Consider the following 13368-nt stretch of genomic DNA (forward strand, 5'->3'; position numbering starts at 1 on the left):
ATGCCAGGCGTAAACAACTGGTCGCCGATCCAGCCTGAAATGGTATGGACTAAAGTTGCATCTGCCCTCCGTCATGAATTGGGTGAGGGGCCTTATAATTCCTATGTCGCGCCTTCGGCACTGCGTCAGAATCCTCTGGGGGATCCGGTGCTGGTGACGCCGACCTTATATGCGCGCGACTGGTTTGCCCGTAATGCGCTGCGCCGCGCCAATGAGCTTTGGGCGCAGCACGATCCGGATCACCGATCGCTGGAACTGAAATCGCGGGCCGAATTCGACGATCAGTCCAAGGCCGCTGCGCCGACACCGGTGAGCCGTGTGGACAGCGCCGAAGGCGCACCCGTGGCCCCCGTCGTCAGTTTTCAGGACGCCGCTGCCCGCGTCGCCGGGCTTCAGGAGCGCCTGACCTTTGACACCTTCGTGCCGGGTCGCGGCAATGAATTCGCCTATACTATGTCGCGCCAGGTCGCCACGTGGGCCGACGGGCATTTTAATCCGGTCTTCTTCCACGGCCCTTACGGCTATGGGAAGACTCACCTTCTGAACGCCATCGCCTGGGAAGCCAAGGCCCGTCGTCAGGACGCCAAGGTCGTCTACCTGACGGCGGAAAAATTCACCTCGACTTTCGTAAAGTCGCTTCAGGATCGCTCGACTGCCGCCTTCAAGGACGAGTTGCGTGGCGCCGATCTGCTGCTGATTGATGACGTACATTTCATCGGCGGTAAGACCTCGTCGCAAGAAGAGCTGTTTCACACCTTGACCGCGCTGTTGGAAAACAATAAGCGCGTGGTGTTCACGGCGGACCGTCCGCCGTCGCACCTCAGCGAAATCGAAGCGCGTCTCAGATCGCACCTGTCCTCCGGGCTGGTCTGCGCTCTGGATGTCGCCGATCAAAGCCTGAGAATGGGCATTATCGAGCGCAAGCTTGATCAACTCGCCAAGCGTCTGGGCGTCGCCCAGAAGCCGCAACATGATGTACTGCAATTTTTAGCAGATCGCGTACCGGGTTCTATCCGTGAGCTGGAAGGGGCCGTCAATACCCTGGCCGCTTCGGCCGGTGCGCGTCTGGGGAGTTTAACTTTGGACGAAGCTATGGCCTTGCTGCAACCCAACCTGAAGGTATCGGCGGAGCGCCGCGTGACGGTCGATGAAATCCAGAAGCTGACGGCGGATCACTTCGCCCTGAAGCAGGCGGATCTTCTGTCGGAACGCCGAACGCGCTCGGTTGCCCGCCCGCGTCAGGTTGCGATGTGGCTGTGCAAGCAGCACACGACGCGTTCCTATCCGGATATCGGTCGCCGTTTCGGCGGACGTGACCACACGACGGTTCTGCATGCCGTCAAGAAGGTCGAGGAACTGCTGCAAAGCGACGAACAGATCGCTAAGGACGTCGAAGCCCTGACCCGTAAACTGCGTGGCTAATTCGCCGGTTTAACCGGTTGACGCCGCTTAATAAACATTTAAGGTCTTGCGAAGCGCCGGGGCAACTGCCCCGGCCTTTTGCTCTATACCTATACAGCCGCAAAGGCTGGCCATAAATTCTGGCCAAAATTCTGGGATGCCAAGATGCAGCTAATCATAGAACGTGGCGCACTCCTGAAGGCACTGGGCCACGTCCAGAACGTGGTGGAACGCCGCAACACCATCCCCATACTGTCGAATGTGCTCTTGTCGGCCGAAGGCTCTCATGTGTCCTTTTCGGCGACTGATCTCGACATGGAAATCGTGGACTCGGCTGAAGCCATTGTTGCGGTGCCGGGTCAGATCACGGCGCCCGCCCACACCCTATACGAGATCGTGCGCAAGCTGCCCGACGGTGCCGATGTTGAACTGCGCTATCAGGCCGGCGACGATCCGCGTCTGTCGGTTCAGGCAGGACGCTCGCGCTTTGCCCTGCCCGTCCTGCCCGCCGGGGATTTCCCGGTGATGTCGGGCGACCATGACGGCGCGACCTATGCCCTGCTGAAAGAGGACTTAAAGCGCCTGATCGACAAAACGCGCTTTGCTGTGTCGACCGAAGAGACACGTTACTATCTCAACGGCCTTTTCCTGCACACTCTGACCGAGGACGGTTCAGGCTATCTGCGTGCCGTAGCCACCGATGGCCACCGTCTGGCCCTGGCCGAAATGCCGGCGCCGGATGGCTCTATTGGCAGCGCCGGGGTGATTATCCCTCGCAAGACCATTGATCAGGCCCGCCGCCTTCTGGACGACGGCACAGGTTATGTCGAACTCACAGTCTCGCCCGCCAAGATCCGCTTTAACTTCGGTACTGCCGCCCTGACCTCGAAGATCATCGACGGCTCCTTCCCCGACTATGGTCGGGTTATTCCGAAGAACAATGACAAGCTGATGCGGATTGATACGGGGGTTCTTTCGCGCGCTGTCGATCGCGTTTCGACCATCTCGGCAGAAAAGAGCCGTTCGGTGAAGATGGCCATTGAACCGGGTCGTCTAACGCTCACCGTTCGCAATATCGAAGCCGGTCAGGCGGTCGAAGAAGCCGAAATCGACTATGATTCTGACGCCCTCGAAATCGGCTTCAATGCCCGCTACATCCTCGATGTAATGGGTCAGATCGCTGGTGAACAGGTGGAGCTGCGCCTTAATGATGCAGCCTCACCGACCCTGGTACTCGACACCGCGGATCAGGGCGTCCAGTACGTGCTGATGCCGCTGCGGGTGTAGGGTCAATTTTTCACCCCGCTCGACATCTTGGCAATGAGACAAATGGTCAGATCGAAACCCGGGGTTACCGTGTGTTTCGATCTGACTTTTTCATTTAAAGGGCGCGCATGAAAGCCCGCATTCACGCCCTGAGCCTGACCGATTTTCGCGGCTATGACCGGCTTGATGTCGATCTGGCCGGACGGTCGCTGTATCTTTTCGGTCCCAACGGCGCGGGCAAGACGAACTTTCTTGAAGCGATAAGTGTTCTGAACCCTGGCCGTGGCCTGCGCGGGGCGGCCGTCAGCGATCTGGGCCGTCGCCTGCCACAGGAGGTCAGGGGGCGTGCGTGGGGCGTGTCGGTCGAGCTCAAAAGGGCAGAGGACGATATCCGCATCGGCACGGGTTCCGATCCGCGCAACCTTGAAAAGCGTCTGGTGCGCATCGACCAGCAAACCGTACCGGCGGGGCGTCTGCTCGACCATATTCGCCTCGTCTGGCTGACCCCGGCGCAGGACCGTATCTTCCTTGAAGCGCGTGCCGAGCGGCTGCGTTTTTTTGACCGGCTGGTCTTCGCCGCCACACCTTCACACGCCACGACGGTGAATGCTTATGAAAAAGCCCTGCGTGAGCGCCTGAAATTGCTGGTTCAGGGACCTGCCGACGCCGTGTGGCTCGATGCACTCGAAGAACGACTGGCGCAGACGGGCAGTGAAATGATTGCGGCCCGCCGCGCCGCCCTGGCCGACCTTCAGGCCGAAATCGAGGCGCACGAAAGCGCCTTTCCTAAGGCTGATCTTGGACTGATCAACGAAGCGTCTGACGCCCATGAACCCGACGCCCTGAATAACGCCTTGCGCGAGGGATTTGCCCGCGCCCGCGCCCGTGATTCGGCGGCAGGGCGCTCGCTTTTCGGGCCCCACCGCACTGATCTCAGCGTCTTTCACCGCGAAAAGGACCGTCCGGCGGCGGACTGTTCCACGGGGGAGCAAAAAGCCCTCGTTCTGAACCTGATTTTGGCGCAGGGGTCGAGACTTTCGCGTGTCAAAAGCGCACCGAATCCTGTAGTGTTACTTGACGAAGTCGCAGCCCACCTCGACCCGATTCGCAGGGCGGCGTTGTTTGATGAAACCGATCGTCTGGGCCTGCAAACCCTGTTTACAGGTACCGACGAAAGCCTCTTCGACGGATTGTCCGGGCGTGCGCTTGGGGTTCGTGTCGAAGGGGGCCATTGGGTAGAATTTAGGGACTAGGCATGGCCGAAAACGAAGAGCATCCGGAAATCGTCGAAAACGCCTATGGCGCAGATTCGATTAAGGTTCTCAAAGGGCTGGATGCGGTGCGCAAGCGCCCAGGCATGTATATCGGCGACACGGATGACGGGTCGGGCCTGCACCACATGGTCTATGAAGTCGTCGATAATGCCATCGACGAAGCCCTGGCCGGGCACGCTACGCGCGTCGAGGTGATCCTCAATGCCGATGGGTCCTGCTCGGTGTCCGACGACGGGCGCGGGATGCCGGTCGATATCCACGCCGAAGAGGGCGTATCAGCGGCCGAAGTCATCATGACGCAGCTCCATGCGGGCGGCAAGTTCGACCAGAACAGCTACAAGGTCTCCGGCGGTCTGCACGGCGTGGGTGTCTCGGTCGTCAACGCCCTGTCCGATTTTGTTGAGCTGAAAATCTTCCGTAACGGGAAGACGCACGAGGCGCGCTTTGAACTGGGTGAAACCGTGCGTTCGGTTGAAATCACCGGCGATGCACCGCTCCGTGAGAACGGCAATCCACTGACCGGCACCATCGTCACCTTTTTGCCGTCGCTGAAGACCGGACCGGATACGGGCACCTTTACCTTCATTGATTTCGACCGCAAGACGCTCGAACACCGGCTGCGTGAGCTGGCTTTTCTCAATTCGGGCGTCCATATCCGCTTCGCCGATCTGCGCGAGGCTGAGCCCTATGACATCATCCTGCATTACGAAGGCGGCATTGTTGAATTCGTAAAGCATCTGGACAAATCGAAGTCGCCCATCATCAAGGAACCGATCGCCGCACGCGGCCTGCGCGATAAGGTCGAGGTCGATCTCGCCCTGCAATGGAACGACAGCTATCACGAGACGATGCTGTGCTTCACCAACAACATCCCGCAGCGCGACGGCGGTACCCACCTGGCCGCCTTCCGTGGTGCCCTGACGCGGGTTATGTCGGCCTATATGGAGTCCTCCGGCCTCGCCAAGAAGGAAAAGGTCTCGGTATCGGGCGAAGACGCGCGCGAAGGCTTGACCTGCGTCCTGTCGGTTAAGGTGCCTGACCCCAAATTCTCGTCACAGACCAAGGACAAGCTGGTCTCCTCGGAAGTGCGTCCGGCCGTTGAAGGTATCGTGTTTGAAAAGCTGTCGCAGTGGTTTGAGGAAAACCCGGTCGAAGCTAAGCAGATCGTCTCCAAGATCATCGAAGCCGCAGCTGCCCGTGAAGCGGCGCGCAAGGCCCGCGAACTCACCCGCCGCAAGTCGGCGCTCGACATCAACTCCCTGCCGGGCAAACTGGCTGACTGTCAGGAACGGGATCCGGCCAAGTCTGAACTGTTTATCGTCGAGGGTGACTCGGCTGGCGGCTCGGCCAAACAGGGCCGTAACCGCGAAAACCAGGCCATCCTGCCCCTGCGTGGCAAGATTCTGAATGTTGAACGCGCCCGTTTTGACAAGATGCTGTCCTCAGAAATGATCGGCACACTGATCACCGCCCTGGGCACCGGAATCGGGCGTGACGACTTCAATATCGAGAAGCTGCGCTACCACAAGATCATCATCATGACCGATGCCGACGTGGACGGTGCGCACATCCGCACGCTGCTTCTGACCTTCTTCTATCGTCAGATGCCGCAAATCATCGAAAACGGTTACCTCTATATCGCCCAACCGCCCCTTTATAAGGTCGCGAAGGGCAAGTCGTCGCGCTACCTTAAGGACAATCCTGAAATGGACGCCTTCCTGATCGAGGAAGGCACGTCGGAGGCCGTACTGGAACTGCGCTCGGGTGAACGCATCACCACGCATGATCTCGAAGCGCAAGTGCGGATAGCCAAAACCTTCAAGGGCGGGGTCGACCGTCTCGCCAGCCGTGCCCCGGCCTTTGCCATAGAACAGGCCGCTCTGGGTGGTCTGTTCGGAGAGACGCCCGATCTGGCGCTGGTCGCAAGGCGCCTCGATCGCCTTAATGAAGATGGCGATGGTCCGTGGCGCGTCGAAGCCAATACGACGAGCCACGGCGGCTACGTGTTTACTCGTGTCCGTCGCGGCGTATCGGAAAAGATCGTGCTGGATGACGGGCTGATCCATTCTCAGGACGCCCGCCGCCTCAACGACCGTGCGCTGGAACTGGGCGATCTGTTTGCTGAGGTTTCGACCTTCCGTCGCAAGGATAAGGTGGCCGACATTCGCGGTCCTCTGGATCTTGTCGCGGCCGTTCTCGATGCCGGACGTAAGGGCCTGACCATTCAGCGCTACAAAGGTCTGGGTGAAATGAACCCGGATCAGCTTTGGGAAACCACCCTCGACAGGGACGCCCGCACGCTGCTTCAGGTGAAGGTTAATCTCACCGACGAAGCCGACGACCTGTTCGTCAAGCTGATGGGCGATCTGGTCGATCCGCGCCGCGAGTTCATTCAGGACAATGCGCTCGATGCCGAAGTGGATGCGTAAGGACAGGCAGGGGCTCAGCCCCTGCCCGCGTGGTTATGACTAAGATCATCGCCCTCGCTACAGCCGTAGTGGTAGATCCACACCGCAAACTGGCACTGGTGGTACGCAAACACGACTCTTCGACCTATATTCAACCGGGTGGCAAGATCGACGCCGGTGAGACCCCGATTGAGGCTTTGCGGCGCGAATTACGCGAAGAAATCGGACTGGAACTCGCAGAAGACGAAGCTTTCTATCTGGGGCATTTCACGGCTCCGGCGGTCCATGAGATGGGCTTTAGAGTCCACTCACAAGCCTTCTGGATCGAAACAGACAAACCCGTCTGTGCCGCATCAGAAATTGCTGAAATAAAATGGATTGATCCGGTGCAAGCATTAAACTTCCCGCTCGCGCCACTCTCCCGACAGCTCATGACTTTGGCAGCCCAGCGTTTAAATCAAGCCTGACCATCGAGGGCGATCGTTTAACCGAAAGCCCGTTTCGGTTCATGCGGCAGGCTTGCCGGCCAACACGCCGCGTCCATGGGGTGCTATGAAGACGGTGCCCCATTCTAACGGGTCACCAGAGAGCGCCCGCAACGCGCCATACTGATGCTTATCATCGTTGATACGGGTCCACGTCGTGCCCTCATCATCCGACCGCCAAATCCCTTCGCGGCCCCTCACCTTGCCCCATAGATAAACGGCAGGATACCCATTCTTGGTTTTCGCCGCACCGAAACCCAGGGTCCAGGCTTCGTCCACACCCACCACGGGCTTCAGGCTTACGCTTGCCTCACGTGAGTGAAAAAGCCCATTAGGAAGCGCGACCCACAGATCTCGCATGCGCGTGGGCACGACAAAAAGCTGTGCCGTCTGCCAGGATTCTATCTTTGGAAGCCCGGAAATGATGGGCTTAAAGCTGGCACCACCGTCGACGCTAATCAAAATGACCCCGGTGAAGCGATCGAGAACGTAAAAGACCCCGTCGGCAACCTTGTCTGACACCGGCAACAAAGCCTGATCACGACCGTTTGGCCACCCCACGCTCTCTTTCCAGCTTCGCCCTCGGTCTGCCGAATTAAAGGCCGCCTCTCGCTCGGGGACCCACAGAAGGGAGGTCGCCTTCGCCGATATAGCGATACTCCCTGGCCCTTTCCAGGGCTGGCCTTGCGCGGGATTTCGGTAGGGCGTGGATGGAAGTGCCGACCAGCTCGCACCTCCCTCTTCAGATATCATGGCAAAGCGCCCGCTATTGGTCGTCCTCACCACTACGTCGGGGGCCTGCCCGGCATAGTCAACCGACCAGTTCGTCTCACTTACTGGCACAAAGAGACCGTTTTTGGGCGTTTTGGTTATATCATCCCAGGCAGCTCCCCCAACATCGCCCATGGCAACAAATAAGGTCGCACCTGCCGTAGGCGACGTCATCTGGAGAGTGGCTGTCTCCTCGAGATTATTGACATTGAAGGAAAACCGAACGGGCTCTGTAGCTATCTTTGTTAAATTTTCGCTCATCCAAAGGCCATAACCTGTGCCGTAGATAAGCTCATCAGGATTGAATGGATTGATCTTCAAATCAGAAATCCAATGTCCCATCCTATCCTCACCCTTCAAGTAGTTTGAGAGCCAGGGATAGTTTGAGGTGTCGTGCCTGGCGCGCTCGCCTAAGGCGCGCCACGTTTGTCCGTAGTCGATTGACAAGAAGATATCATCACCCGGCCACCAGCGATTGAGTGTAGAGACGCACACCATACCGCCCGGCCCGACATCCACACCAGAGAAGCCAAAGCGCGCAGCGGCGTCTGGCCGGATGGGTGATATGTCGCTCCACTTTCCGGATTTGGCATCGCGTTTCCAGACGCTCCCTCCGGTCGCGTTGCTGGGATTGATCGCAGCCGCTTGCCCGTCGCCTTGGGCAAACGTCACATAGAGGGTTCCGTCACTGGCAAAGGCGGCATGCTGAGGCACCTGAGCAGGCGTTGCAGACACTTTCGACCAGCTCGCACCCTGATCAAGGCTCACATAAAGGCCGGCTTCGGCATCCGCGACGCCTACAAAAATTGCTGCTGACCGGGGATCAATAACAACGAGGCTCAGATGAGTGCCCGGCCCCGTCACCTGGGAGAAAGACTGGGCAGCGTCTTTGCTCCTCCAAAGCCCATTCTGATTGGATCCGTACCATAAAACTTCGCTGTTTTTGGGGTCGACAACAAGGCGATCCCCGGTTCCGCGTCCATCTGAATTCCCCCCTACCCGGATGGGCAGTTCCGTCTTTCTCCAGCTGCGCCCCTGGTCAGACGACGCTAAGATGGCACCCTTGCGAGCCCAATCGGCGAGGTAAAGACCGCACGCCGCATAGATTCTGTCGGGATTAGATGGATCTATGGCCATGCTCAGCACACCCATCAGATCGGCATCGTCCCGCCCCAGGTGATCGAGCAATGGGACCCAGCCTTTGTCTTGATCGGCGTATCGGTACATCCCCCCAATGTCTGTGCGGGCATAAAGAATCCCGGCCGTTTTTGGGTGATAGAGAAATCCATCGACAAACCCGCCTCCCCCGAAAGGGATGGTGGCCCACGTATAAGGTGAGGGCTCTGCAGCGCTGGCGTCGCTGGGTGCCAAAACCATGGCGCCCGAAGTGAGCAACATTTCACGACGGTTCATCTTTTCCCCCGTTTGGCTCCCGGCCCCGAGCCGAAATGCCCAAAGCTTTCATGCACGCTATGGGCATGACGCATCTGCCTGAGTTTGCATTGTATTATAATAGCATTGTTTACCGTAGCGATGTGAGTTTGCCAAGCCCTCTAAAACCCGAGAGGCCAGGCAGCACTTTTGCCCGATCACAGCGAAGTTTCCCGGGTTTTGGGTCGAAAAGCAAAAAACAAAGCCCGGTCCAGCACTAGGCTGGTCCGGGCTGACACCTGGACAAATGAATTGTCCTCAGCACTTTTATTATATGACTTCTAACCGTCGGGCGCGGATCGGATAAAGGTTTGTGTAGTCCTACTTTGCGTCGCGCGCATCGCGCTTAGCCGCCACACGCAGGCGCAGGGCGTTGAGCTTGATAAAGCCGGCCGCATCGCGGTGATCGTAAGCCACCTTACCCTCTTCGAAGGTCACGAGGTCCTGATCATAAAGGCTATAGGGGCTTTCGCGGCCGATCACCGTGACATTGCCCTTATAAAGCTTCACAGTCACGCGGCCCGTGACCTTAGCCTGCGAATAATCGATGGCCGCCTGAAGCATCTCACGCTCAGGCGAGAACCAGAAGCCGTTGTAGACGAGCGAGGCGTATTTCGGCATCAGCTCGTCCTTCAGGTGCATGGCACCACGGTCGAGCGTGATCGATTCGATACCGCGGTGAGCTGCCAACAGTATGGTGCCGCCAGGGGTTTCATAGACCCCGCGCGACTTCATGCCAACGAAGCGGTTTTCAACGAGGTCCAGACGACCGACGCCATTGTCGTGGCCCAACTGGTTCAGTTTGGTCAGCAAGGCCGCTGGCGACAGGGCTTCGCCATTGATGGCGACCGGATCACCCTTTTCAAAGTCTATAGTGAAAACCTCAGCCTTGTCCGGCGCGGCTTCCGGGGAGATGGTGCGCTGATAGACGAACTCAGGGGCTTCAACCGCCGGGTCTTCCAGCACCTTACCTTCTGACGAGGAGTGCAGCAGGTTGGCATCGACCGAGAAGGGCGCGTCGCCGCGCTTGTCTTTGGCAATCGGGATCTGGTGCTGTTCAGCGAAGGCGAGGAGTGACTCGCGCGATGCAAAGGACCACTCACGCCACGGGGCGATGACGCGGATGTCGGGCTCCAGGCCATAGTAGCCGAGCTCAAAACGTACCTGATCGTTACCCTTGCCCGTCGCCCCGTGGCAAACGGCGTCAGCGCCAACCTTGCGAGCGATTTCAATCTGTTTCTTGGCGATCAGCGGGCGCGCGATTGAGGTGCCCAGCAGGTACTGACCTTCATAGACGGTGTTGGCGCGGAACATCGGGAAGACGAAGTCGCGAACGAACTCTTCGCGCAGGTCTTCAATGTAGATGTTCTCCGGCTTGATGCCGAGAAGCTCGGCCTTTTTACGCGCGGGCTCAAGCTCCTCGCCCTGACCGAGGTCGGCGGTGAAGGTCACGACCTCAGCATTATATTCGGTCTGAAGCCACTTCAGGATGATCGACGTATCGAGGCCGCCGGAATAGGCGAGAACGACTTTCTTGACGGGCTTTTCAGTAGGGGAGGTCATGAGGCAACCACTCCGGTCAGGGGGGTGAAAACAGTTGCTCGCGCCTTTAAGACGCCTCCCCTCAAGATGCAAGGATTAATGCAGTAGCGAACGCGCCATCCTATGCCATTGCGCTCTGGTGATGCCCTTTCTCTGATCTATCGCCAGAGGGTGGTCCATCTGTGTTACCATGAAGAGTGGTACCATGCCCCGCTCGCGGTCCTGAACCAAAAGTGGGCGGTCAGGAGCTGGCTCATAAGGCCTCACAGGACCGCATGGCCAACCGAAACTCGGCGGATCGTCACCTCGGTCCGGATCGCTCCATCGGTCTGGCCTGAGGTTGAGGTTTTCTTCGCTGAGTGAGGAAAAAATTAGAACGTCAGGGGCGGTGTACGATTCATGATCGGAATTTCGATATGCCCTCTGTGCGCATCGTAAACGACGCACCAGCTGTCAGAAATCTCGACACGCGCTTGAAACGCCTCTTCTGGAACCAATGCGCGCCAAGGCGCCTCAGTCCCGAAACACACGGGCACATCATCATGTGCCTGACCGCAATGGCGGCACTTCCATTCGATACCGAACAACCAATCCCCCCGAAAGAAAGGCCCCGTCTGGTACGCCGGACGGGGCTAAACTTACCTACACACTGACCTGCGTTCCAAGCTCTACCACACGCCCTGGCGGGATATGGAAGAACTCCGTCGGGTTAGTGGCGTTGCGCATCAGGAAGATAAACAGGCGATCCTGCCACAGAGGCATACCCGACGTCGCCGAGGCTACGACGCTGCGGCGACCGAGGAAGAAGCTCGTGGCCATAATGTCGAACTTCAGGCCCTGCTTGCGGCAGATACCCATGGCCTTGGGCAGGTTCGGGCTTTCCATGAAGCCATAGTGCACCGTAACGCGCTTGAAGTCCTCATCGAGCTTTTCAATGGTGATGCGCTCGGATTCGTGCACGCGTGGGATGTTGCGCGTGTCAACCGTCAGGATGATGTTCTTCTCATGCAAAATCTTGTTGTGCTTGAGATTATGCATCAGGGCCACGGGCGCGACTTCAGCGTCGGAGGTGAGGAAAATGGCTGTGCCCGGCACGCGATGTGGCGGTCGCGCCTTCAGCATTTCGATCAGGTCCGTCAGCAGCACGCTGTCGCGGCGGGATTTATCAAATAGGATCTGCGAGCCGCGCACCCACGTCGCCATTATCGTAAACAATGCAGCCCCAATCAGCACCGGCAGCCAGCCGCCGGTGAAGAAACGCATGGCATTGGCGCTCAGGAAGGCAAGATCGAGGATCATAAAGGGGATAAGGAAGGCCAGAACCCGCACCCAATCCCATTTCCACATCTGACGCATGACGATGGCCGCCATCAGCGTGGTCACCACCATGGTCCCGGTCACCGCCAGCCCGTAGGCGTGCGCCAGCGCCGATGAAGTCTGGAATGTCAGCATGACCACAATAACTCCCACCAGGAGCATGGTGTTAAGTTGCGGCACGAAAATCTGGCCTTCCTGCGTTTCCGAGGTGCGCTTGACATTTAGACGTGGCAGCAGGCCAAGCTGGATCGCCTGCTGAGTCAAAGAGAAGGCCCCGGTGATGACGGCCTGAGAAGCGATAACCGTCGCCATGCCCGCGAGAAGAACCAGTGGCAGACGCAGGAATTCCGGGGCCAGCTCAAAGAACCAGTTCATTTCCGGGAAGGGCTGTCCAGAGGCCTGCGAAGCCTCAAGCACAGTGAGCGCCAGCGCACCCTGTCCAAGATAGTTCATCATCAGACAGGGCAGCACAAAAAACTGCCACGCCGCCTGGATGGGCCAGCGCCCGAAATGGCCCATATCGGCGGTCAGAGCCTCAGCCCCGGTTACGGTCAGAAAAACGGCGCCGAGAACGATAAACCCAGCCATACCGTGCTCAAGAAGAAAGGAAATTGCATACCATGGACTAAACGCCACGATGATATCCGGGTGTGCCCCCAGGTTGACGGCGCCGAGCGCAAACATCACTGCGAACCAGATGGTACAGATCGGCCCGAAAAGTTGCCCGACACGTTCTGTGCCATGGCTTTGAATTACAAACAGGCCGACCAGCATGATGAGCGCGATAAAAATAACCACTTCGTTGGTGATCGACGGCGCGATATTGTCGATGGTCCGCAGCCCTTCAACCGCTGACAAGACCGAAATGGCCGGTGTAATTATGGCATCCCCATAGAAAAGTGCGGCACCGATCACACCCAGGATGAAGACGACCGCCGTCCGTTTGCCGATAGCTTGCTGAGCCAGCGCCATCAGCGACAAGACGCCACCTTCGCCCTTGTTGTCGGCACGCATGATGAACATGACGTACTTAACCGTAACGACCAGAATCAGCGCCCACAGGGCGAGAGACACGACGCCCAGAATTTCCGGACGCGTTACGCCGTCGCCCGCCGCCGCGTGCAGGGCTTCCTTGAAGGCGTAAAGGGGCGACGTCCCGATGTCGCCGAACACCACGCCGATAGACCCCAGCGCCAGCGCCCAGAAGCCCGCATGTTTGGCGTGGCCTTCAGTGGGATGGGGTTGTGAGGATTTGTGCGCGGACACAGCATCCGCTCCGGTCTTGTCGCCGGTGGAGACCGAAGCGTCCGGGGAGGGACGGGCCTCGGCAGGGGTATCCCCGATCATGCAATATCTCCTGAGAGACCACACAGGTGGGTCCTCGCTTGAACGGCGGGCCTCTTACGCCCATTTCTAGCCAGATTCAATCCACATTGCATCAGGCCTCCGCTCAGGCGCGCCGATTCCACTAGG

General features: G+C 58.5%; 8 protein-coding genes. 5 read left to right on the top strand and 3 right to left on the bottom strand.

The window, feature by feature from the left end; translation table 11 throughout:
• The 5 genes from dnaA to AACH73_RS00025 all read left to right on the top strand — a co-directional run bounded on the left by dnaA (position 1) and on the right by AACH73_RS00025 (position 6816).
• Positions 1-1422: a chromosomal replication initiator protein DnaA gene (gene dnaA / locus AACH73_RS00005; protein WP_338735014.1), complete on the top strand. Its 1422-nt coding sequence runs from the start codon at positions 1-3 to the stop codon at positions 1420-1422.
• Positions 1423-1566: 144 nt separating this feature from the next.
• Positions 1567-2688, top strand: a complete 1122-nt coding sequence (gene dnaN, locus AACH73_RS00010) for a DNA polymerase III subunit beta (RefSeq protein ID WP_272739703.1) — start codon at positions 1567-1569, stop codon at positions 2686-2688.
• A gap of 107 nt (positions 2689-2795) precedes the next feature.
• A complete protein-coding gene (gene recF / locus AACH73_RS00015; RefSeq protein ID WP_338735016.1) occupies positions 2796-3920 on the top strand; it encodes a DNA replication/repair protein RecF in 1125 nt (374 codons plus the stop codon).
• Positions 3921-3922: 2 nt separating this feature from the next.
• A complete protein-coding gene (gene gyrB, locus AACH73_RS00020; RefSeq protein WP_338735017.1) occupies positions 3923-6370 on the top strand; it encodes a DNA topoisomerase (ATP-hydrolyzing) subunit B in 2448 nt (815 codons plus the stop codon).
• A 35-nt stretch (positions 6371-6405) separates the two neighbouring features.
• Entirely contained in the window at positions 6406-6816 is a 411-nt protein-coding gene (locus AACH73_RS00025; RefSeq protein ID WP_338735018.1) for an NUDIX domain-containing protein, read from the top strand.
• Between the two features lie 39 nt (positions 6817-6855).
• On the opposite strand, the gene AACH73_RS00030 is transcribed toward AACH73_RS00025, so the two are convergent.
• The 3 genes from AACH73_RS00030 to AACH73_RS00040 all read right to left on the bottom strand — a co-directional run bounded on the left by AACH73_RS00030 (position 6856) and on the right by AACH73_RS00040 (position 13242).
• Positions 6856-9018, bottom strand: coding sequence for an exo-alpha-sialidase (locus AACH73_RS00030; protein WP_338735019.1), 2163 nt, complete (start codon positions 9016-9018; stop codon positions 6856-6858).
• 339 nt (positions 9019-9357) lie between these two features.
• Positions 9358-10599, bottom strand: coding sequence for an argininosuccinate synthase (locus AACH73_RS00035; RefSeq protein ID WP_338735020.1), 1242 nt, complete (start codon positions 10597-10599; stop codon positions 9358-9360).
• A gap of 621 nt (positions 10600-11220) precedes the next feature.
• Entirely contained in the window at positions 11221-13242 is a 2022-nt protein-coding gene (locus AACH73_RS00040) for a potassium transporter Kup (RefSeq protein ID WP_338735021.1), read from the bottom strand.
• Between the last annotated feature and the right edge of the window lie 126 nt (positions 13243-13368).

The organism is Asticcacaulis sp. DW145, from assembly GCF_037101385.1.
Taxonomy (GTDB): Bacteria; Pseudomonadota; Alphaproteobacteria; order Caulobacterales; family Caulobacteraceae; genus Asticcacaulis; species Asticcacaulis currens.